20 protein-coding genes are annotated in these 21,014 nt (G+C 57.2%); 12 read left to right on the top strand and 8 right to left on the bottom strand.

What is annotated here, in order from left to right; translation table 11 throughout:
- Nucleotides 1-7 precede the first annotated feature (7 nt).
- Both DV711_RS03150 and DV711_RS03155 read right to left on the bottom strand, forming a co-directional pair.
- Entirely contained in the window at nucleotides 8-790 is a 783-nt protein-coding gene (locus DV711_RS03150) for a substrate-binding periplasmic protein (RefSeq protein WP_114694187.1), read from the bottom strand.
- Nucleotides 787-1,518 carry a response regulator gene (locus DV711_RS03155; protein ID WP_207802518.1) on the bottom strand — a complete coding sequence of 244 codons (732 nt, stop codon included), beginning with the start codon at nucleotides 1,516-1,518 and terminating at the stop codon, nucleotides 787-789. Before DV711_RS03155 ends, DV711_RS03150 begins: the two co-directional genes overlap by 4 nt.
- A 362-nt stretch (nucleotides 1,519-1,880) precedes the next feature.
- On the opposite strand from DV711_RS03155, the gene glyA reads away from it, so the two are divergent.
- The 8 genes from glyA (at nucleotide 1,881) to DV711_RS03195 (ending at nucleotide 11,729) form a co-directional block, all read left to right on the top strand.
- A complete protein-coding gene (gene glyA / locus DV711_RS03160; protein ID WP_114694188.1) occupies nucleotides 1,881-3,158 on the top strand; it encodes a serine hydroxymethyltransferase in 1,278 nt (425 codons plus the stop codon).
- Nucleotides 3,159-3,240: 82 nt separating this feature from the next.
- Nucleotides 3,241-4,623, top strand: coding sequence for an L-serine ammonia-lyase (locus DV711_RS03165; protein ID WP_114694189.1), 1,383 nt, complete (start codon nucleotides 3,241-3,243; stop codon nucleotides 4,621-4,623).
- 63 nt (nucleotides 4,624-4,686) lie between these two features.
- Nucleotides 4,687-5,940: a sarcosine oxidase subunit beta family protein gene (locus DV711_RS03170; protein WP_114694190.1), complete on the top strand. Its 1,254-nt coding sequence runs from the start codon at nucleotides 4,687-4,689 to the stop codon at nucleotides 5,938-5,940.
- Between the two features lie 16 nt (nucleotides 5,941-5,956).
- A complete protein-coding gene (locus tag DV711_RS03175; protein ID WP_114694191.1) occupies nucleotides 5,957-6,250 on the top strand; it encodes a sarcosine oxidase subunit delta family protein in 294 nt (97 codons plus the stop codon).
- A gap of 10 nt (nucleotides 6,251-6,260) precedes the next feature.
- On the top strand, nucleotides 6,261-9,308 hold the full coding sequence (locus DV711_RS03180) for a sarcosine oxidase subunit alpha (protein WP_114694192.1): 3,048 nt from the start codon (nucleotides 6,261-6,263) through the stop codon (nucleotides 9,306-9,308).
- The gene (locus DV711_RS03185) at nucleotides 9,301-10,005 is read left to right on the top strand and encodes a sarcosine oxidase subunit gamma (RefSeq protein ID WP_243633717.1); all 705 of its coding nucleotides are present in this window, start codon (nucleotides 9,301-9,303) and stop codon (nucleotides 10,003-10,005) included. Before DV711_RS03180 ends, DV711_RS03185 begins: the two co-directional genes overlap by 8 nt.
- A gap of 88 nt (nucleotides 10,006-10,093) precedes the next feature.
- On the top strand, nucleotides 10,094-10,960 hold the full coding sequence (gene purU / locus DV711_RS03190) for a formyltetrahydrofolate deformylase (protein WP_114694193.1): 867 nt from the start codon (nucleotides 10,094-10,096) through the stop codon (nucleotides 10,958-10,960).
- 169 nt (nucleotides 10,961-11,129) lie between these two features.
- Complete coding sequence (locus DV711_RS03195) at nucleotides 11,130-11,729, top strand: helix-turn-helix domain-containing protein (protein ID WP_165839982.1); 600 nt, start codon at nucleotides 11,130-11,132, stop codon at nucleotides 11,727-11,729.
- Here the strand turns inward: DV711_RS03195 and DV711_RS03200 are convergent, their stop codons facing one another.
- The 3 genes from DV711_RS03200 to DV711_RS19755 form a co-directional block, all read right to left on the bottom strand.
- The gene (locus tag DV711_RS03200) at nucleotides 11,730-12,518 is read right to left on the bottom strand and encodes a ferredoxin reductase domain-containing protein (protein WP_114694195.1); all 789 of its coding nucleotides are present in this window, start codon (nucleotides 12,516-12,518) and stop codon (nucleotides 11,730-11,732) included.
- Nucleotides 12,519-12,715: 197 nt separating this feature from the next.
- Nucleotides 12,716-12,889 carry a hypothetical protein gene (locus DV711_RS19440; RefSeq protein WP_165839983.1) on the bottom strand — a complete coding sequence of 58 codons (174 nt, stop codon included), beginning with the start codon at nucleotides 12,887-12,889 and terminating at the stop codon, nucleotides 12,716-12,718.
- 193 nt (nucleotides 12,890-13,082) lie between these two features.
- A complete protein-coding gene (locus DV711_RS19755; protein WP_424398984.1) occupies nucleotides 13,083-13,133 on the bottom strand; it encodes a hypothetical protein in 51 nt (16 codons plus the stop codon).
- Between the two features lie 210 nt (nucleotides 13,134-13,343).
- On the opposite strand from DV711_RS19755, the gene DV711_RS03205 reads away from it, so the two are divergent.
- Together DV711_RS03205 and DV711_RS03210 are read left to right on the top strand one after the other, a co-directional pair.
- Nucleotides 13,344-14,168 (top strand): class I SAM-dependent methyltransferase, encoded by an 825-nt coding sequence (locus DV711_RS03205; RefSeq protein ID WP_114694196.1) that lies wholly within the window; start codon nucleotides 13,344-13,346, stop codon nucleotides 14,166-14,168.
- A 135-nt stretch (nucleotides 14,169-14,303) separates the two neighbouring features.
- Entirely contained in the window at nucleotides 14,304-15,695 is a 1,392-nt protein-coding gene (locus DV711_RS03210; RefSeq protein ID WP_114694197.1) for a solute carrier family 23 protein, read from the top strand.
- Nucleotides 15,696-15,801: 106 nt separating this feature from the next.
- On the opposite strand, the gene DV711_RS03215 is transcribed toward DV711_RS03210, so the two are convergent.
- On the bottom strand, nucleotides 15,802-16,701 hold the full coding sequence (locus DV711_RS03215) for a LysR family transcriptional regulator (protein ID WP_207802519.1): 900 nt from the start codon (nucleotides 16,699-16,701) through the stop codon (nucleotides 15,802-15,804).
- Nucleotides 16,702-16,826: 125 nt separating this feature from the next.
- Between DV711_RS03215 and DV711_RS03220 the strand changes: the two genes are divergently transcribed.
- Nucleotides 16,827-17,225, top strand: a complete 399-nt coding sequence (locus DV711_RS03220) for a VOC family protein (RefSeq protein WP_114694198.1) — start codon at nucleotides 16,827-16,829, stop codon at nucleotides 17,223-17,225.
- A 43-nt stretch (nucleotides 17,226-17,268) separates the two neighbouring features.
- The gene (locus DV711_RS03225) at nucleotides 17,269-18,861 is read left to right on the top strand and encodes a 2Fe-2S iron-sulfur cluster-binding protein (protein WP_114694199.1); all 1,593 of its coding nucleotides are present in this window, start codon (nucleotides 17,269-17,271) and stop codon (nucleotides 18,859-18,861) included.
- Nucleotides 18,862-19,128: 267 nt separating this feature from the next.
- On the opposite strand, the gene DV711_RS03230 is transcribed toward DV711_RS03225, so the two are convergent.
- Nucleotides 19,129-20,424 (bottom strand): type II toxin-antitoxin system HipA family toxin, encoded by a 1,296-nt coding sequence (locus DV711_RS03230; protein ID WP_114694200.1) that lies wholly within the window; start codon nucleotides 20,422-20,424, stop codon nucleotides 19,129-19,131.
- A complete protein-coding gene (locus DV711_RS03235) occupies nucleotides 20,424-20,795 on the bottom strand; it encodes a helix-turn-helix domain-containing protein (RefSeq protein WP_114694201.1) in 372 nt (123 codons plus the stop codon). The genes DV711_RS03230 and DV711_RS03235 overlap by 1 nt, the downstream gene beginning before the upstream one ends.
- Nucleotides 20,796-21,014: the final 219 nt, after the last annotated feature.

The following is a 21,014-nucleotide window of genomic DNA, read 5'->3' on the forward strand; positions in this document are numbered from 1 at the left end:
GGCAGGCTCATTGATCGGGAGCCAGGTAGCGTTGGCTCTGTTTCTGAATCAGGCGGGTGAGGGTACCGTCTTGACGCATCCGGGTCAGATGCCGGTCGATCTCGGGCAGGTGGTGGGCCAGGCCACTGTGGTGGCCGATGGCGAGGTAGTAGTACTCGGTGCTGATCACAGGGTCGAGCGGCACGATCTGGTTAAAGCCCAGTTTTTGGCTTTGCAGCTCGCCGCTCAGGCGCCCCAGCGGCATAAAGTCGATCCGACCCAAGGCCAGCTTGCCGAAATTTTGCAGCCCGCTTGATACGTACTCGATTCGGGTGTGGTCGCGCAGATAACGATCGAACTTGTCGCCGAAACTATCGCCCAGAAGTAAACCGACGGTTTTACCCTCGAGGTCTTCTAACCGATCAAAGCTAAACGGGTGTTGGCGGTTGATAAACAGGCTGATCGGATCACTGATCACCGGCTGTCTGCTGAAATGCAGGTAGCGTTCGCGTTCGGCTATCCGATAGGCGGCCACCACGATATCGACCTGACCCTGTTCGACCTGGCGCAGACAGCGCTTCCAGTTGCTCTCGGCCTGGAGTTCGACCTCGTAGCCCAAGGCATTGAACAGTAGCTGGCTGACCTTGGGGGCAACCCCCAGCAACTGCCCTTGCTGTACCCAGGAAACCGGCGGATAGAACGGGTGGCCGCAGGCTTTGATCACCGGTGTCTGGGCGTTGACTGTTCCAGAGGCCTGCAGCAACAGAACGATCAGGCTGCACTGTAGCCACCGAGCGAGGCGGGCGTTCATGTGAGTTCCGTCGGTCTCGGCGTGAACAGGTAGCCGGTACCGTGAACGGTCAGGATTAGTTTCGGGTTGCTGGGGTCATCGTTGAGCTTGCGCCTGAGCCGCCCGATCAGCACATCCACGGTGCGATCGCTGGGAACCCATTCCCGGTCGCGAATCTGCTCCATGATCTGTTCCCGATTCATCACCTGGCCGGCATGATTGATTAGGCAGTTCAGTAGCTGAAACTCACCGTCAGTCAGCTGGGTCGGATGTTGATGCTCATCGATCAGTTGGCGCCGGTCGATGTTCAACTTCCAGCGGTCAAACTGCTTGAAGTTATGCATCAATGCATCGGTGGGCTTGGCATCGGTACAGTGGCGGACCCGGCGTACCAGGTTTTTGGTCCGGGCCAGGATCTCGCGAGGATTAAATGGCTTGGTGATGTACTCATCGGCACCGCACTCCAGTCCGATCAGTCGATCTACCTCATCCTGGCGTCCGGTAACCAGGATGATCCCGACCTCGCTGTTGACTCTCAGCTCACGGGTCAATGTCAGACCGTCTTTACCCGGCAGGCGAATATCGAGCAGCAGTACATCGATCATCTCGCTGCGTAGAATGCCTTCGGCCTGTTCGGCGGTTTCGGCGCTGAATACCCGGTAGCCTTCCTCCTCGAAGTAGCTGTTCAGGCATTGGCGTGTCATTTTCTCATCGTCGACGACAAGAATACTGGCTTCAGTTTCCATCATTGCTGGCCCTTGTTCAGCCGACGTCTTGCGGCTTTGTTATGGTTATGGTTAGGGGAGCGGTGGTTGTTTGACGGTTCCTTATCGGTTGGCGATCAGGTCGCCCGATCCGTTTACATATGATTTACAAATTTTCACAAGCCTGAGTCGCTGTATGCGACAGCCTTGTCGCAAATACGCAGCTGTTGTCGCTATCTGCAAGCACTGTCGTAAATCCGCAGCATCGAGTCGTTGTCAGACAGTTTCGCTCGCCTTGCCCTCCCTAAGATGATTTCCAACCCTTACGGCCAGTCGCCTCATCGGCGCCGAATGCCACGGGTATCGAGACAACGGGGCCGGAGGCCCCCAACGGGAGAATAAAAAGAATGTTCAGCAAGAGTGACAACATCGAAAGCTTCGACCCCGCGCTGTGGGCCGCGATTGAGCAGGAAGAGGTACGTCAGGAGGCCCACATCGAACTGATCGCCTCGGAGAACTACACCAGTACCCGTGTGATGCAGGCCCAGGGGACGCTGCTGACCAACAAGTACGCCGAAGGCTACCCCGAGAAGCGTTACTACGGCGGTTGCGAGCATGTCGATGTGGTTGAGCAACTGGCGATCGATCGTGCCAAAGAGCTGTTCGGTGCCGACTACGCCAACGTGCAGCCGCACTCCGGTTCCCAGGCCAATGCCGCCGTCTATATGGCGCTGGTCAATCCCGGCGATACCGTACTGGGCATGAGTCTGGCCCATGGTGGCCACCTGACCCACGGTTCCCACGTCAACTTCTCCGGCAAGATCTACAACGCGGTTCAGTACGGTCTCAACGAGGCGACCGGTGAAATCGACTATGACCAAGTCGAAGCCCTGGCCCGTGAACATCAGCCGAAGATGATCGTCGCCGGATTCTCCGCCTATTCGCAGATCGTCGACTGGGCCCGTTTCCGCCAGATCGCCGACGAGGTGGGCGCCTATCTGTTTGTCGACATGGCCCACGTTGCCGGGCTGGTCGCCGCTGGTCTCTATCCGAACCCGCTGCCCTACGCCGATGTCGTCACCACCACCACCCACAAGACCCTTCGCGGCCCCCGTGGTGGCCTGATTCTGGCTCAGGACAACGGTCACTCTGATCTCAATGATCTGGTTAAGAAACTCAACTCAGCCGTTTTCCCGGGAGGCCAGGGCGGGCCGTTGATGCACGTGATCGCGGCCAAGGCGGTGGCTTTCAAAGAAGCGCTGTCGCCTGAATTCAAAACCTACCAGCAACAGGTGGTGCGCAATGCCCAGGCGATGGCCGAGGTGTTTATCGAGCGCGGCTACGACGTCGTCTCCGGCGGCACCGAAAACCATCTATTCCTGCTCAGTCTGATCAAGCAGGGGCTGACGGGTAAGGATGCCGATGCTGCGCTGGGTAGTGCCTGTATCACCGTTAACAAAAATGCGGTGCCGAACGACCCCCAGTCGCCGTTTGTGACCTCAGGGCTGCGTATTGGCTCACCGGTGATCACCACTCGGGGCATGAAAGAGGCGCAGTGCCGCGAACTCAGTGGCTGGATCGCCGACATCCTCGATGCCATGCAGAGCGGTAGCGCCGACGAGGCTATTGCCGAGGTGAAGCAGAAAGTGACCAGCCTCTGTGCCGATTATCCGGTCTATCGCTGAGGCGCTCTGGTTAACGCCACACCCTGACAGAACAACAAGAAACAACCCGCCCGGGACACCGGGCGGTACAGGAGACTCTGCCATGGCGATCAGTCTGTTCGACATGCTGAAGATCGGTATCGGTCCGTCCAGTTCTCATACCGTGGGGCCGATGAAGGCCGCCCATCTCTTTGCCACCGCGCTTGAGCAGAATGGCTTGATAACCCAGGTCGCACGGGTTCAATCGCAGCTGTACGGCTCTCTGGGAGCAACCGGTAAGGGCCACGGCTCCGGGCCGGCGGTATTACTGGGTTTGGAAGGGCACCTGCCCGAAACCGTCGACCCCGCCATCGTTCAACCCCGCAGCCGGGTGATCAGCGGTACTGCTCAGCTAAAACTGGCCGGGAGTCATCCGATCAGCTACCAGGAAGATCAGGACCTGATCTATCACCGACTCGAATCGTTGCCGTTTCACGCCAACGGCATGAGCTTTACCGCGTTCGATGCCCAGGGGACGGTGATCAGTCATAAGGTCTACTACTCGGTTGGCGGCGGTTTTGTGGTCGATGAGGATGCGGTCGGGACCGATCGGATCGTCGAAGACCAAACCGAACTGCCGTACCCGTTCAGCACCGGCGAACAGCTGTTGCAGATCTGTCGCGAGACCGGTCTTTCCATCGCCGAAGTGATGCTGAAAAACGAGCAGGTCTGGCGCAGCGAAGAGCAGGTGCGCGAAGGCATCCTTGAGATCTGGAAGGTGATGCAGGAGTGCGTCCATAACGGCACCCATAACGAGGGCACCTTGCCGGGCGGACTCAAGGTCAAGCGTCGGGCGGCGGCCCTGTATCAGAGCCTCAACAATCGTACCCGGATGGACCTGATCACGCCGTCGATGGGCGCCATGGACTGGGTCAATCTCTATGCCCTGGCGGTCAACGAAGAGAATGCGGCCGGTGGTCGAATGGTCACGGCGCCGACCAATGGTGCGGCGGGGATCATCCCGGCGGTGCTGCACTACTACATCAATTTCTGCCCCAACTCCAACGAGGAGGGGGTGATCCGCTTCCTGCTGACTGCCGCTGCGATCGGCATTCTGTTCAAGGAAAACGCTTCGATCTCGGGCGCCGAAGTCGGCTGTCAGGGCGAGGTGGGTTCGGCCTGTGCCATGGCGGCTGCGGGCCTTGCGGAGGTGACCGGTGGCTCGCCGGAGCAGGTGGAGAATGCCGCCGAAATCGGTATGGAGCACAACCTGGGTCTGACCTGCGACCCCATCGGCGGGCTGGTGCAGGTGCCCTGCATCGAGCGCAACGCCATGGCGGCGCTGAAGGCGATCAATGCCGCGACCCTGGCGCTACGGGGTGATGGCGAGCACTTCGTGTCGCTGGACAAGGTGATCCACACCATGCGCGAAACCGGTCAGGACATGCTGGAGAAATACAAAGAAACGTCTCGGGGCGGGCTGGCGGTCAACGTGATCGAGTGTTGATCGACCGACCGAAACCAATACCTGCACTTTGAAAGGCAGGGATGAATCATGAGGACTAACACAATGCAGAAATATTCGGGTTTCGGGCTGCTCAAACACGCCCTGAGTTACCACGAAAACTGGCAGCGGGCCTGGCGCAATCCCAAGCCCAAGAAAAAGTACGACGTGGTGATTGTCGGCGGTGGCGGCCACGGGCTGGCGACGGCCTATTACCTGGCCAAGGAGCACAAGATCACCAATATCGCGGTGATCGAGAAGGGGTACCTGGGCGGTGGCAACACGGCACGAAATACCACCATCGTTCGCTCCAACTACCTCTGGGACGAGGCCGCGCACCTGTACGAGCATGCGATGAAGCTCTGGGAAGGATTATCACAGGACCTGAACTACAACGTGATGTTCTCCCAACGGGGCGTATTGAACCTGGGCCACACGCTGCAGGATATGCGTGATATCGAGCGTCGGGTCAATGCCAACCGCCTTAACGGTATCGATGGCGAAGTGCTGGATGCCAAGCAGGTCTCCGAGATCGTGCCGATCATGGATTGCAGCGACAACACCCGTTATCCGGTCATGGGTGCGTCCTGGCAGCCCCGTGCCGGTGTGGCCCGTCATGATGCGGTGGCCTGGGGCTTTGCCCGCGCGGCGGATCAGCTCGGGGTCGATCTGATCCAGCAGTGCGAAGTGATCGACATCCTGACCGAAGATGGCGCTGCCATCGGGGTCGAAACCAAGCAGCACGGCACCATTCATGCCGATCGGATCGGCTGCGTGGTGGCCGGTAACTCCAGCGTGCTGGCCAAGATGGCCGGTTTCAAGCTGCCGCTCGAGTCCCATCCGCTGCAGGCGTTGGTTTCCGAGCCGATCAAGCCGATTCTGGATACCGTGGTGATGTCTAACCATGTCCACGGTTATGTGTCCCAGTCGGACAAGGGCGACCTAGTGATCGGTGCCGGTATCGACGGCTATACCGGTTATGGTCAGCGCGGTTCCTACCCGACCATCGAACACACCATCCAGGCGATCGTTGAGCTGTTCCCGATCTTCAGCCGGGTGCGGATGAACCGCCAGTGGGGCGGTATCGTCGATACCTGTCCGGATGCCTGTCCGATCATCTCCGACACCCCGGTTGAGAACCTGTTCTTCAACTGCGGTTGGGGTACCGGTGGTTTCAAGGCCACCCCGGGATCAGGCAACGTGTTTGCCGCCACCTTGGCCAAGGGCGAGGCCCACGAGCTGGCCAAACCGTTCTCCATGTTCCGTTTCCACGACGGCTCCCTTATCGACGAACACGGCGCGGCCGGCGTCGCCCACTGACCGGAGGAGGATTCCCATGTTTTTGATCTATTGCCCCCACTGCGAAGAACATCGCGAAGAGGAGGAGTTCCACGCCAAAGGTCAGGCCCATATCGCTCGGCCGTTGGACCCGGACAACTGTACCGATGAGGAGTGGGCCCAGTTTCTCTATTTCCGCGATAACCCTCGCGGCCTGCACCACGAGCTCTGGGTTCATGCCAGCGGCTGTCGCAAGTTTTTCAATATCACCCGCGACACCCAGAGTTACGAGATCAAAGAGACCTACAAGGTCGGCGAGCAGCCCGGCGTAACTGCGGCCAAGAGTGCCTGAGGAGAACAGCATGACATCTTCCAACCATGTCCAGCCAAATCGTCTCCAGAACGGCGGCCGCATCGATCGCAGCCAGCCGGTGACATTTGAATACAACAACAAAACCTATCCCGGTTTTGTCGGTGATACCCTGGCATCAGCGATGCTGGCCAACGGTATCGACGTAGTCGGTCGTAGTTTTAAGTACAGCCGGCCGCGCGGCATCATTGCCGCCGGTGCCGACGAGCCGAATGCGGTGCTGCAATTGGGTGCCACCGAAGCGACCCAGGTACCCAATGTCCGTGCGACCCAACAGGAGCTGTTCCATGGCCTGGTGGCCAAATCTACCAATGGTTGGCCCAGCACCGATAACGATCTGATGAGTTACGTCGGCAAGGTTGGCGGTCGGATGATGCCGCCCGGGTTCTACTACAAGACCTTTATGTATCCGCAGTCGCTATGGGACACCTACGAGGGCTTTATCCGTAAGGCGGCCGGTCTGGGTCGCTCACCGGTCGAGAACGACCCGGATATCTACGATCAGATCAATCATCACTGCGATGTCATGGTCGTGGGTGCTGGGCCTGCCGGTTTGTCGGCGGCGTTGGCCGCGGCACGAACCGGTGCACGGGTGATCCTGGCCGATGAACAGGCCGAGTTCGGTGGCATGCTGTTGCACAGTGACGAGCTGATCGATGGCCAGCCGGCGCAGCAGTGGGTCAGCCGAGTGGTGGGTGAACTGGTGGGGTTGGAGAATGTGACCCTACTGCCGCGCTCAACCGTGAATGGTTACCACGATCACAACTTCCTGACCATCCACGAGCGTCGCACCGATCACCTGGGTGATCTTGCACCCAAGGGGCAGGTTCGTCAGCGGATGCACCGAGTCCGTGCGGCCTGGGTCGTGCTGGCCAGTGGGGCGATCGAGCGTCCACTGGTCTACGCCAATAACGATGTTCCTGGCTGCATGCTGGCGTCAGCGGTCTCCACCTATATCAAACGTTACGCGGTGGTGCCCGGCAATCAGCTGGTGCTGATGACCACCAACGATCAGGGCTACCAGGCGGCACTGGATTGGCATGATGCCGGTCGCAAGGTAGTGGCCATCGTCGACACCCGGGCTGAACCGACCGGTGCCTGCGTGCTGGAAGCGCAGCGTCGCGGTATCGAACTAATCAAAGGCTCGGCCGTCATCGAAGCCAAGGGCAGCAAGCGGGTCAATGGCGTTAGCGTCGCCGCGATCAATGCCAGCGGCGAGCGGGTCACAGGCAACATCCGCAGCTTGTTCTGCGACACCCTGGCCAGTGCCGGCGGTTGGAGTCCGGCGGTACACCTGTCTTGTCATACCGGCAGTCGCCCGGAGTGGCGCGAGGATGTGCAGGCGTTCGTTCCGGGCAAAACCGTGCAGAAGCAGCTCACCGCCGGAGCGATCAACGGCAGTTATCGCCTCAGTGCCTGTTTGGAAGAGGGCGTTCGTCAGGGTGTATTGGCGGCCGCCAATGCGGGCTTTGGCCAACAGTCCGATGATATCGTCGAGATTCCCAGCGTTGACGGTGAAGTTGAACAGACCGCTCCGATGGCGCTGTTCCACGTTCCCCACACCAAGCCGACCAGCCGGGCACCGAAGCAGTTCGTCGATTATCAGACCGACGTGACCGCGGCGGGGATCGAACTGGCGACCCGGGAAGGATTCGAGTCGATCGAGCACGTGAAGCGTTACACCGCGATGGGCTTTGGTACCGACCAAGGCAAACTGGGCAACATCAATGGCATGGCGATCGCGGCTAAATCGATGAACAAGTCGATCCCGGAGACTGGTACCACCATCTTCCGTCCCAACTATACGCCGATCACCTTCGGTGCCATTGCCGGGCGCAACTGTGGCGAACTGTTCGATCCGAAGCGCTACAGCGCCATGCACCGTTGGCACGTCGAGAACGGGGCCAAGTTCGAGGATGTCGGGCAGTGGAAGCGGCCCTGGTACTTCCCCAAGCCGGGTGAGTCGATGCAGGACGCACTGAATCGCGAATGTCTGGCGACCCGTGAGAGCGTCGGTATTTTGGATGCCTCGACCCTGGGCAAGATCGATATCCAGGGTAAGGATGCCCGCGAGTTCCTGGGTCGGGTGTACACCAATGCCTGGGCCAAACTGGGGGTCGGCAAATGTCGCTACGGCCTGATGTGTGGCGAAGACGGCATGGTTTTCGATGACGGGGTCACCGCCTGTCTGGCAGAAAACCACTTCGTCATGACCACCACCACCGGTGGCGCCGCCCGGGTACTGGAGTGGTTGGAACTCTACCACCAGACCGAGTGGCCGGAGCTGGAGGTGTACTTCAACACCGTCACCGATCAGTGGTCGACGCTGACGATCTCCGGTCCGAACAGTCGCAAACTACTGTCGGAACTGACCGATGATATCGATCTGTCCGGCGACAACTTCAAGTTTATGGATTGGCGCGAAGGTACCGTGGCCGGCGTTCCGGCGCGGGTATTCCGGATCTCCTTTACCGGTGAACTGTCGTTTGAAGTCAACGTGCAGTCCAACTACGGCATGCAGGTGTGGGAGAAGGTGTTTGAAGCGGGTAAGAAGTACAACCTGACCCCGTACGGCACCGAAACCATGCATATCCTGCGCGCCGAGAAGGGCTTTATCATCGCTGGTCAGGATACCGATGGCTCGGTGACGCCGATGGATCTGGGCATGGGCTGGTGTGTCGCCAACAACAAGCCGTTCAGCTATATCGGCAAGCGCGGTATGGCCCGCGAGGATTGCGTCAAACCCAACCGTAAGCAGTTGGTGGGACTGAAAACCAAGGATCCGCAGAAGGTGATTCCTGAAGGTTCCCAAGCGGTCGCCGATCCCAATCAGCCGATTCCGATGACCATGCTCGGTCATGTGACCTCGAGCTATTACAGCGCTTGCCTGGGACACAGCATCGCGATGGGGTTTGTCCGTGGTGGTCTCGACAAGATGGGTGAGAGTGTTTACTACCCGCAAGCCGATGGCAGTGTGATTGAAGCCGAGATCTGCAGTCCGATCTTCCTGGATCCGAAAGGAGAGCGTCAAAATGTCTAATTTGAATATCAACCCGCAGGATTCGGCAGTAACCGACCTTGATACCGCCTTCAAACCGGACTGTGCCCAGATGCGGCAGACACCGGTTCAAGCCGAGGCGGGCCAAGCGCCACGCGCGGAAAGCCCGCTCTATCACGCCGATTTGGCATCGATGGCGGCCAAGGGGCCGCTCGAAGGCGGGGTCCAGTTGCAGGAATTGTCTTTACTGGGACATCTGGTTATCCGGGGTTCACTGGATAATCCGGCCTTTGTCGATGGGTTTGCGCAGGTGATGGGTTTTGCGCTGCCCGGCAAACTGGCCAGTGTCGAACAGGGCGATGCCTCGGTGCGTTGGATTGCCCCGGATGAATGGCTGTTGGTGGTCCCCGGGAACGAGGCTTTTGAACTGGAAGGCCGTCTGCGCGAGCTGATGGCAGGCCATTTCTCGATCGTAAACGTTTCGGGTGGCCAGACTATACTGCAGCTGTCTGGGCCGGATGCGGTCAAGGTGCTGAAAAAGAGCACCGGTTACGACCTGCATGATCGCAACTTCCCGGTCGGCAAGGTGGTAACCACCACCTTTGCCAAAACCCAGGCGGTGATTCGTCGGCTTGATGCCCAGCAGTGGGAATTGGTAATCCGTCGCAGCTTTGCCGACTACGTCTGGTTGTGGCTGCAGGATGCCAGTGCCGAGTACGGTCTGATCGTACGCGGCTAACCCGCATCGACACCTTGCTGTGTGGCGGGGCTTAGGATTGCCGACCGTCGCACAGCTTCCCCCCAATGCCGTATTGCGGAGTGAGAGAATGAGTAGAAAAAATAAGCCCTGGATTCTGAATGCGGATTGTCCCAGCCAACTGGGCACGGTGGACGTGGTTACCCGTTTTCTGGCGGAAAGCCGTAACTATGTCGGTGAGATCCACTCCTTCGACGATAAGGAGGTCAACCATTTCAGCATGCGAGTGGAGTTCCATCCGCTGGATGAAGACTTCGATGCCGAACAGTTCAATCAGCAGTTTGCCGAACGGGCAGCCGCGTTTGACATGCAATGGCAGCTGACAGCGCCGGACCATAAGTCCCGGGTCGCGATCATGGTGTCTAAGTACGATCACTGTCTCCATGACTTGCTTTATCACTATCGGACCGGGGAGCTGGCGATCGAAATTCCGGTGATCATCTCCAATCACCCGGATCTGGAAGATCTGGCGAAATGGCATGGGATTCCTTATCACCATCTGCCGATCACTGCGGAAACCAAACCTGAGCAGGAGAAGCAGGTCTGGGAACTGGTGCAGCAATACGATTGTGAATTGGTGGTGCTGGCGCGTTACATGCAAGTTCTGTCCGATGATCTTTGCGAAAAGCTCAGTGGTCGAGCGATCAATATCCACCACTCGCTGCTGCCAGGCTTTAAAGGGGCCAAACCCTATCATCAGGCTTGGGAGAAGGGCGTCAAACTGGTGGGCGCCACGGCCCATTACGTTAACAGCGACCTGGATGAAGGCCCAATCATTGCGCAGGGTGTTCAAGCGGTGGACCATAGCCATTATCCGGAAGATCTGGTGGCCAAGGGGCAGCATATCGAGTCCCTGACGCTGACCCGTGCGGTTCGTTACCACATCGAGAAGCGGGTTTTCCTGCACGGCCAGCGCACCGTGGTTTTCCCCGACTAGGTACCACCATCGGACGGAGTCGCGGGCCGATCGCTGACTCCGCTCTCACTCACTTACATCTCCAACCCTCTTGCTCCCCCTGAAACAGCCGGCCTCACCCGGTTGATGGGGAGCTTTTTTCTGAACTCCCCCGTTCTTGTAAAAGGTATTTGTCATGGCTGGAACTTGCTTGAGCAGGCCGGTCTTGGAACAGCCCGCCAGACTACAGCAGCAACAGGCAGCAGGTTCGATTGACCTGGGCGCTCGGATTGCCCGCTTACGTGGCCAGCAGGGGTTGTCACTTCAGCAATTAGCGATCCGGACTGGGATCGGTCAACAGACACTCAGAAAGATCGAGCAGGGGAGACAATCGCCGAGGATTGCGTTGCTACAGCAGATATTGGCGGCAGTTGGCTCAGATTTCGATCGCTTACTGGCGATGGAAGATCCGCATGATCGCCGAAGTCGACGCTCGATTACCCGAGTGCAGCAGCGGCGAGCCCTGGGTCAGAATCAGCAACTGTTGAATGCCGATCTGTTGAGCAAAAAAATGCTACCCATCTATAACCGGCTTTCTGACGTGTCACGGCCGGGTGGCGTCTTTGAGAAGTATCCCGGGGAGGTTTTTGTGATGGTGTTACGGGGACAGCTTAGGTTACGACTGCCCGATTACCAGACTCTTTCTCTGAACAGAGGAGATAGCGTGTACTTTGATGGGAATCAGGGTTACCGGATCGATAACCCCGATAGTGTGGTCGCTGAGTGGCTGACGCTGATTGCCGCTGACTAGTCAGTCTGACTTTGACTGAACCGGCCGGGGAGCATAGGCAAAGACATCCGATTGGATCTGGCTGGAAGCGATCCCTTGCGACTCAAGGTAGTCCGATGTTTGGTAAACCCGGCTGGGGGAGCCGCAGAGGTAGAACTGGGCCTGTTTACAATCTTGGATGAAAGTAGCCAAACCATGCTCCCAGCTGTCGCCCTGTTGCCAGTTTAACGGCCGGTACTGCAGGTTCTGATAACGACTCAGCCAGGACCGGACCAGCACCTTCAGGTAGCGTTGCGCTGGCGTGTCGGTTCCCCAGAGCAGGTATACCGGGGCCTTACCGTAGCTTCCTCCCGCATGCTGCTGATCTTGATGGAAAAAGTGCTGAAGTAGTGCTTTGACCTGAGCAAAACCACTACCGGCGGCCAAGAACACCTGCGGGGTTAGTGGTGAGCTGGGATTGGCGCGCAGTGCGACATCCCCCTGGGCCGGCTTAACCCCTATCGTATGCTGGCTCTGCAGCTGATCGATGATTGCCGTCGTGGTTGAACTGCTCCAATTGCGCTCGATATGCAGCTCGATGGTGCGACCCTGCGGATCAAAGTTGGCGATGGAGTAGGGGCGGGATTGGCCATCGGCGAGTACCAGCTCGATATACTGACCGGCGTGAAAGGATGGGTAGTCGGCAGGTAAGGATAGAAATACCTGCACACAGTGTTCGTCCAGGTTAGACGCGGACTGAACGCCGCAACGATAAAGATCTTCAGAAAAGGCTGGATGCTCGGTGATCTCCAGTGCCATAGCGCTATTCATCCTATGATCCCCCGGTTTGTGAGCCTATTGAGAGCAAACTGCCTGCAATAGGCCGTCGATTGTTATTGGAACTGACAGGGTATGCCGATCCCAATCGCTCAGGCTGTCTGCGCGCAACAACAAGATGTCTGATCACGACAGGCTGGTCAGGGTAAATCGCCGGTTAAACCTCAAAGAATGATGGAAGCTCCCAATATTTAGAGTGATAAGCCCGAAAACTTACAGACTTTGGGTTGCTGGTCGTTATCATCGATAATCAGGGTTTTGCTACCAACCGCTTTAGCTTCAGACGCTTCTGCTTCTTCAACACCGGTTAGCATGACAAGTAACACCACAGAAGCTAACAGCAGGTGAGGTAGTGGGATAGCCATAGCGAATTCCTTTCGAATGCAAATATTAACAGGAAGCATTCTCATTCAATGTTGATGCAAAGTAAATAGCTATGTTTGGTTTCGTGGATATTCCTAGGTATAGAGATCGGTTAATGTCCGATGCAGAACGATGACGGCAGGGTCGTTAGAAGCCAAATAGTGAGAATTTATTAAGGCTTACAATTGCGTACGTTTAGGCAATCTTTGGGTAACAGCTTGCTGCGATACTGGTAACCGATCCGATAAGTCACTTCCGGGATGTGACAGACCCATGCCCGCAAGGGAGGAAGTGCTGGATCATGCTCTTGTAAATGGCTTTCTATCAGGCCTTGGTTGAGAGTACGGCAAATGTAACCGCTGCATACCATTCTTCGTTATTTGCATCGCGGTTTTTTGGCCCCTTTCGAGGGGCCTTTTTTCGTTGTGTTTACACGGCGACTGAGGGGCTTCTGCTATGAACAATCCAACACCCAATCCTCTGGTGGAGCGCGTTCTCAACGCGCTGGTCGCGGATGGCCGAGACCTGCAGCAACTAAAGCCCGAGCAGTTGGTGGCGTTGGATCAGTTTCATCTGCGCGGCAAAATTGCCACCGAGGAGCTGGCGACACTGCTTTCTGCCAAGCCCGGAGAGCGGCTGCTGGATCTGGGAGCCGGGGTAGGTGGCGCAGCCCGCTACCTGCAACAACACCAAAATTGTCAGGTGGTGGGGTTGGAGCTGGATCCAGATTATGTCGAACTGGCTCGAGAGCTGGCACGCCTGACCGGGTTCGAAGACAGGATTGAGTTTACTCAAGGAAGTGCGCTAGATATTCCTTTTGAATCAAGTTCTTTTGATCATGTCTGGTTGCAACACTTGAATATGTATCTGGCCGATAAGGCGGCATTCTTCGGTGGGATTGCGCGGGTGTTGAAACCCGGTGGTTCGTTGGTGATGCAGGAGGTCGTCCAAGGGCTAGGCGGAGATGTGCTGTTGCCGGTACCCTGGGCCAGAACGGAGTCGGACAATCACCTGGTTGACCAACAGACGTTTGTACAGCTGTTGGCGCAGGCGGGCTTTGAGGTGGTGGAGCTCGAAGATAGATCTGCGGCCGTATGCCAATGGTTGGAGCAACAGCTAGAGCTGCAGAAACAATCAAGGGAAGCGGGCAAGGCGCCCAAGCAGGCCAATTTGAGCCAGCTGCTGGGTAGTCAGTTTGGCGCCATGATGGCCAACCAACGCCGCAACTTTCTGGAGCAACGCACGGCGTTGTTGCAGATTCGTGCCCTTCGCCGCGCTTGAGCGGACAGTCACTAAAGAGAACGTAACAACCCCAAAAATCGAATGTTACATTTCGTAAGGTTTAGGTAAACAATAGGTTTCATTTGTCGCGTCTACTGGTCACCCCACAATTCTAAGACCTTGATGAGACCGACTATGCCTTTGATGAGCCGTAAACATGGCGAGGAGCAACCCTACTGGGGCTTCGGACCGTTCAAAATCCGCCTTCCCTTTATTCACCACCGCCTAGAGACCCCTGAGATGGTTCAGGGCCTGATCATGTTCGTGGTCGGCCTGGCGATGATTCCGCTGCTGGAAACCTATCTGGGTATGCCGTACGAAGCAGCCTTGGCCTTTACCTTTGTCGCTGGTGTTTGTTACTGCCTGCCGGCAATTCTGGGCGTACCTCTGGTGCCCGGCTGGATCACCCCGGCAATTCCGGTGGTGCTGCTGTACCTGAAAGGCTTTGAGCCGGGTCCTGAAGCGATCAAGGCGATGTTCGCGCTGCAGATCGAAGTGACCTTGATCTTCCTGTTCCTCGGCGTTACCCGACTGGGCTCCAAGCTGGTCGATGCGATCCCCAACTCGCTGAAATCAGGCATTATTATCGGTGCCGGTATCGCTGCAATGATGGGTGAGCTAAAGGTCGGTGGTCGTGTTGACGCGACGCCGGTTTCGCTGATTATCGGCAGCATCGTATGCGCCTACATCCTGTTCTCACTGTCGTTCAAGAACGTTATGAACGAGAGCAAACTGGCCAAGCAGATCGCCAACTACGGTATGGTGCCGGGCATGATCATTGCGATGGTCGTTGGCTGGACTGTGGGTGAGTACCCGGTACCCGATATCCAGTGGGGCATCACCCAGCCGGACTTCGATCTGATGTGGGAATACCTGGTATTCAGCCTGGGCTTCCCCGGTTGGGACGTGTTTATGCTGGCCATTCCGACCGCATTGATCGCCTATGTTATCGCGTTCGGTGACATCATCGTCGGCTTCACCCTGGTTAAGCGGGTCGACTATCTGCGCGATGACGAGAAGATCGAAGAGAACGTTGACCGTGTTCACCTGGTTACCGCTCTGCGTAACGCCATCCACGCGTTCTTCGCTCCCTGGCCTGGTCTGTCCGGTCCGCTGTTTACTGCCGCTCATGCATCTATCGCCGAGCGTTACGCCATGGGCCGCAAGGCAATGGATTCCTTCTACAGCGGTGCCGGTACCTTCTGGCTGACTGGTCTGTTTGCACTGTTCATGCTGCCGCTGGTTACCATGTTTAAACCGGTACTGCCGATCGCACTGTCGCTGACACTGATCCTGACTGCCTACATCTGCATCATGGTAGGTATGGAGCAGCTGAAGAACTCTACCGAGCGCGGTGTCGCCGGTATCGTGGCTGTGACCCTGGCAATGCCGGATCCGAAATCAACGGTCTACGCGATCGTAATCGGTGTGGTGCTTTACCTGCTGATCGAGCGTCCGAAGTTGATGGGCAAACACGATCCGGCCGACGAAATCGTCTTCGCCGATCCGGAGAAAGCGGACTCTTAATACCCGCGAAAGTTTTGGGTCCTGCTCAACACTCCTTGTAAGGAAGCCTCCTAGTGGACCCTTTTGGGCCGTGCATGATGAGAATCTGCACGGCCTTTTTTGTGCGCTATTGCAGCGCTGGGTCTGACTTTAACCGCTGTGCCAGCAGATCGATAAAGGCCCGGACTTTGGCCGGCGGGTTGCGGTCATCGCGATGCACGATATGGATCGGCAGCGGTGCCGGCGTGTAGGAGGTCAGTACGGGTTGCAGTGCACCTGCAGCCAGTTCGGCACCAACCTGATAAGAGATCGCCCGAGTAATTCCCAGCCCCTGGGTGGCGGCGCTGATGGCCGCATCATTGGTGGTGGTTGTAAGGCGGGGCGTGATACGTATATGTCGTTCATCGCCGCGATGACCCAGGCGCCAATGGCTGGAAAAGTTACCCGCTCGTGAGGCGATCAGGCAATGTTGGCTCAGCTCTTCGGGTGAGCCAGGGTTGCCATGTTGATCCAGATAGTCCGGTGCTGCCACCAGCAGCATTCTGACCTGACCGACTTTGATGGCGCGCATGCTGGAGTCGGGTATTTCACCAATTCGTATCCCTACGTCCAGTCCTTCTTCCAGCAGGCTGACGACTCGGTCCAGAAACAGGGTGTCGACCTGCATCTGCGGATAGCGGCGCAGGTAGTCAACCACCCCCGGCAGAACGAACATTCGACCGAACATCACCGGCGCGGTAATCGCCAGACGACCGCGCGGAGAGGCATCCAGACCGGCCGCGGCTTCGTCCGCAGCGCTGACCTCATCCAAGATCCGCCGTGCATCATGCAGGTAGCGGAAGCCGGCTTCCGTCACCCGCAGGTGCCGGGTGGTCCGCTTGATCAGCTTCACCCCCAGCTCGTCTTCCAGCGATGCCACCGCGCGGGTTACAGCAGGAGCGGACATGCCCAGGCGGCGTGCGGCGGCAGCAAAGCCGGCGTCGTCGGCAACGGCGACAAAAACCCGCATTTGATGAAATCGATCCATAGGATTGTTCCGCTAGGTGAAATTATAAAGTGCGTTATTTGATTATTCTCTATCAAACAAGAAATAGCGATAGTGAGTCCTGAGGGTATTAGATCGCTAATACCGCGAAATTCAGGAGCAAGAGCATGAATGCATTAACTCAGGGTGCCCACCATGTGGGGCTGACTGTTGCCGACCTTGAACAGAGTGCGGCGTTCTTTACCGAGCTGCTCGGCTGGAACGAGATGGCCCGGAATGAAAACTACCCGGCGATTTTCGTCAGTGACGGTTCGGTGATGATCACGTTGTGGGCGCTCAAGGAGGAGCCATCGGTCGCCTTCGACCGCAGATCTAATATCGGTCTGCACCACCTGGCCATTCGAGTCGCCGATGATAGCGCGCTGGATGTGATTCACCAGAAGCTGGTTGCCAACGATATTCAGGTTGAGTTTGCTCCCGAGCCACTAAACGGTGGGCCGGTGCGCCACATGATGTGTTACGACCCCAGCGGCATCCGGATCGAATTTATCTGGCCTGGGGCATAACCCCCAGAGTCGAGCCGATTGACTGAATACTGGAGCCTTCATCATGGGACACAGATTTGCCGATATCGCCTTTACCCCGGGGATAAGAGAGATCCAGCGACAGCAGGGAAGTCGTGATAGTTACGCGAGAATGGACCAGGGGGAAGATTACAACCACCGGATAGGGCCCGCCGAAGCCGAATTTATTGCTGCCCGCGATAGCTTCTATATGGCCAGCGTGAGTGAAACAGGCTGGCCCTATCTGCAACACCGCGGCGGCAAGACCGGGTTCGTCAAAGTGCTGGGGCCGGACACCCTCGGATTCGCCGATTATTCCGGTAACCGCCAGTACATCAGCACCGGCAACCTCCAGCACGATGACCGTGTGGCGCTGTTCTTTATGGACTATCCCAACCAGCGTCGTTTGAAGTTGCTCGGAAGAGTACAGCTGGTTGGTCTGGATCAGTCCGAGACTATGTCTCGGCTTGAGGATGAGGACTACCAGGCCCAGATAGAGCGGGGTATGTTGATTCGGGTAGAGGCGTTTGACTGGAATTGTCCCCAGCATATTACTCCACGCTACAGCGAGGCTGAGTTGGAGGTGCTGATGGCTCCACTGCAGCAGCAGCTGGATGAACTCCGACAATCACAACCGATATCAGCGAGGGTTGCTGATACCGACTCCGTCACGCAAGAGGTGGTCGGAGAAGGCGATCTTGAGCTGGTGATCAGCGGTGTGCGTCAGTTGACCCCCAGGGTGCGGGCTTACGAGCTGCGTGCCACCGACGGAGCTTCGCTGCCGGAAGTCGAGGCGGGGGCGCATCTGCCGGTACCCGTGCCACTGAGCGATGACAGCTGGGAGCTGCGTTACTACTCCATCGCTTCCAATCCCAAGCGTCGCGATATCTATGAGATCGCTGTGCTGCATGAGCCGGATGGCAAAGGCGGCTCGGATGCTATCCATCGGCGTTATCGACTCGGCTTGCGATTGCGGGTTGGTTTGCCGGGAAACCATTTCCGACTGCATACGGATACTCGTCCCGCGGTTTTGATCGCCGGCGGTATCGGTATTACGCCGATCAAGGCGATGGCCCAGGCGTTACAGAGCAGGGGGGCTGAGTTCCAGCTGCATTATGCCGGTCGTAGCCGGGTCGAGATGGCCTACGCGGATCGCCTGCAGCGCTCACTCGGGGAACGGCTTTATCTCTACCCCGCCGATGAGTCGCTGCGCCTCGATCTGAACCGATTGCTGCGCCAAGCCCCGGATGAGGCGCTGTTCTATTGCTGCGGTCCCAATCGGTTGCTCGATGCCTTGCTGGCAGAGGCCAAGAGTCTCGGGATTTCGACGGACCGAGTCCGTGTCGAGCGCTTTGCTGCCGGGCAGGGGGCAGCGGATCAGCCGGTGCTGTTGGAATTGGCGAAATCAGGTCGCCAGCTGGAGGTGGCTGCCGATCAAACCCTGCTGGATGCATTGCTGGAGGCCGAGGTCGATATTCCCCATAGCTGCCGGACAGGTCAGTGTCGTAGCTGTGCCGTCAAGGTTCTGGCGGGCGAGGCGGATCATCGCGATCAGGCGCTTACGCAGAGCGAACAGCAGCGGTTGATCTGCCCTTGTGTATCTCGCGCTAAAACTCCATCACTGATGTTGGATCTTTAAATCAACATAAAGATAATCAGTTTAACTACAATAGTTTAAATTTCTTATCTCAAGCTAATTATTAGATGAAGTTAACTCGGTCTAGCTGCGATCGCTCTCTCGATACCGGTTCTGCACCGTTGAAATAGAGCGAGAGTCGGGCGGTATGCTTATCGTCGCCTTTCTTGCTGACAGGTCTGCTGATCTAACATTAATACAGAATACGTATTGTGTATTAATGCCTCTTTGGACAAGATCAAAGCCAGTCGATCAGCTCTTTAGCCGCTATTAGAATCCAAGCCGATGGGCGGCTTTGATCTCTTCGGTCAGCGACTCGGGTACCTGGGCTTTGGCGGCATAGGTGGCCCAGTCTGCAACCACATCCTGGACCTGCTCGATGATCTGCAGTGCTTGCTTGCGAAAACTCTCGGCGGGTGCCAGCAGGTCGTGCCGATCAAAGTGGTCACGCTTGCCGTTCAGAGTCAGTTGATGGCTATTGACCCAGGGCGAGCCGGGCTTGTAGCTATAAGCGACATCGAAGGCGGGTGCCAACTGCCAGGCGCCTCCTGGCTTCAGCACAAAGCCGAAGTTCTTGGTATGGTCGTCATGGTTTCTGGCGACGATATTGAATACCATGCGCCGGTATTGCTGCAGCGCTTCGTTCCGTTTCAAGCGTAATGCGCGCATCACTCCAAACAGCTGTTCGTAGCTATAGTGACCGGGTTGCTTATAGTCGGCATGGTCCATGGCACACAGCGACTGGTAGTGGATCTTCTGATTGCCGACACGGTCAAAGCGCTTAGTCAGAAAATGTGCCCGTTCACCCTCTTCAAGCAACTCGCACGGCATCATCTCTATACCGCAGTCCCTGGCCATCAGATAGTAGGCGTACTCCATGCGACCGTAGCCTTGCGGATCTCCAAAAGTCTCTTGCGAACGAGAGTGCTCCACCACGCCGTCGAATTTGAGCAGGTAGTGCTCAAACCCCGGCGGCAGATCGACCTGGCCGCTGCGGACTTCGGTACGATCCTGATTGATGCCGATAACGGCCTTGGCCCGTGCGCCGCCGGCAGAGGTACCAACCTGCAGAATCGACTGCATCGCTTGATCGCTGCGCTGCTGGCTGTCGGACAGCTGCTCACTCAGCCCTCGTCGCTGGTCGACCACCGCTTGAGCCATGCGTGTCAAGCTGGTCAGATCGATCTCGGTGCTTTGATCGAGTCGGGCGGTTTCGGGTTCGTACTCCAATGCCCCCATGCCGCGCTTGCCGGTATAGAGCAAGCGTTCCAAGGCACTAAACGAGGCGGGGTCGCGCCCCTGGCGAGCCAGCCAGGCATTGATTACGGCATTACCGAAGTCGTCGGGCAGGGTGTCGGCGAAGGCACCAGGCATCCCTTTGTAGGTCGCTTCCGACAACTGTGGAAATTGATACAGGGTTGGCGCCAGCGGCAAACGTAGCGGGCTGATTTCGATACCCTTGGCAATCCAGGACGGAGTGTATTCAAAGATGCAGCAGCCGCGCTGCTCGTCGAAGTACATGGCGCCGACGGTATCGCCCCAAAGCTGGATTCTTGTGATCACCATTACCAATCGAGCTCTTCGTTAGAGGGGCTGCCGGCCCCTGGGTTCGTCTGGTCCGGCTCGGTCGATATTTTGGAACGTACCCGCTGCGGACGGTGCGAGCCCTGTTCCAGCATTTTTAGCGGACTGACCGGGCGGTCGGGAATCAGGCTGTGCAGTTGCTCGAGAATTCCCAGGGTGCGCATAATCCCAATCATGACGCTGAATTTGCCACGACCTTTCAGTGCCAAGCGTAAAGTCGACTCGGATATGCCAAGCTCATGGGCCAGGTCTTTTTGGCTGATTATCTGGCCGTCTTTGCGATACTGGTCCAATCTTTGACCCAGTAGTTCTGCAATTGCCTGATCGCTCATTGCATACCAGTTGCTGCTCATAATAAGCGCCTATATTTCAACTCATATCGTTAATTATTGCACTTATACGATGAAATATCATCGCTTGCTTGGTCGCACTATTCTGTCGATCATGCCAGGCAGAGGGGCAAACACTCGATCCCGGCGACAAACGAAGGCTCTGACTGGAACTGTTTGTGCACGCCAAGGTCTTGTAAAAAGAGAAATTATTAATGGATTATCAGCAGCCGGACGCCCGAA

The sequence above is a fragment of the Motiliproteus coralliicola genome, assembly GCF_003345655.1.
GTDB lineage: Bacteria > Pseudomonadota > Gammaproteobacteria > Pseudomonadales > Balneatricaceae > Motiliproteus > Motiliproteus coralliicola.

Excerpts from the sequence above, each read along its gene's own strand:
- purU (WP_114694193.1), top strand. The coding sequence starts at position 10,094 with ATGAGTAGAAAAAATAAGCCCTGGATTCTGAATGCGGATTGTCCCAGC.
- DV711_RS03155 (WP_207802518.1), bottom strand. The coding sequence starts at position 1,518 with ATGATGGAAACTGAAGCCAGTATTCTTGTCGTCGACGATGAGAAAATG.
- DV711_RS03215 (WP_207802519.1), bottom strand. The coding sequence starts at position 16,701 with ATGGATCGATTTCATCAAATGCGGGTTTTTGTCGCCGTTGCCGACGAC.
- DV711_RS03175 (WP_114694191.1), top strand. The coding sequence starts at position 5,957 with ATGTTTTTGATCTATTGCCCCCACTGCGAAGAACATCGCGAAGAGGAG.
- DV711_RS03230 (WP_114694200.1), bottom strand. The coding sequence starts at position 20,424 with ATGGTGATCACAAGAATCCAGCTTTGGGGCGATACCGTCGGCGCCATG.
- DV711_RS03200 (WP_114694195.1), bottom strand. The coding sequence starts at position 12,518 with ATGAATAGCGCTATGGCACTGGAGATCACCGAGCATCCAGCCTTTTCT.
- DV711_RS03210 (WP_114694197.1), top strand. The coding sequence starts at position 14,304 with ATGCCTTTGATGAGCCGTAAACATGGCGAGGAGCAACCCTACTGGGGC.
- DV711_RS03180 (WP_114694192.1), top strand. The coding sequence starts at position 6,261 with ATGACATCTTCCAACCATGTCCAGCCAAATCGTCTCCAGAACGGCGGC.
- DV711_RS03170 (WP_114694190.1), top strand. The coding sequence starts at position 4,687 with ATGCAGAAATATTCGGGTTTCGGGCTGCTCAAACACGCCCTGAGTTAC.
- glyA (WP_114694188.1), top strand. The coding sequence starts at position 1,881 with ATGTTCAGCAAGAGTGACAACATCGAAAGCTTCGACCCCGCGCTGTGG.
- DV711_RS03185 (WP_243633717.1), top strand. The coding sequence starts at position 9,301 with ATGTCTAATTTGAATATCAACCCGCAGGATTCGGCAGTAACCGACCTT.
- DV711_RS03150 (WP_114694187.1), bottom strand. The coding sequence starts at position 790 with ATGAACGCCCGCCTCGCTCGGTGGCTACAGTGCAGCCTGATCGTTCTG.
- DV711_RS03205 (WP_114694196.1), top strand. The coding sequence starts at position 13,344 with ATGAACAATCCAACACCCAATCCTCTGGTGGAGCGCGTTCTCAACGCG.
- DV711_RS03220 (WP_114694198.1), top strand. The coding sequence starts at position 16,827 with ATGAATGCATTAACTCAGGGTGCCCACCATGTGGGGCTGACTGTTGCC.
- DV711_RS03165 (WP_114694189.1), top strand. The coding sequence starts at position 3,241 with ATGGCGATCAGTCTGTTCGACATGCTGAAGATCGGTATCGGTCCGTCC.
- DV711_RS03225 (WP_114694199.1), top strand. The coding sequence starts at position 17,269 with ATGGGACACAGATTTGCCGATATCGCCTTTACCCCGGGGATAAGAGAG.
- DV711_RS19440 (WP_165839983.1), bottom strand. The coding sequence starts at position 12,889 with ATGGCTATCCCACTACCTCACCTGCTGTTAGCTTCTGTGGTGTTACTT.
- DV711_RS03235 (WP_114694201.1), bottom strand. The coding sequence starts at position 20,795 with ATGAGCAGCAACTGGTATGCAATGAGCGATCAGGCAATTGCAGAACTA.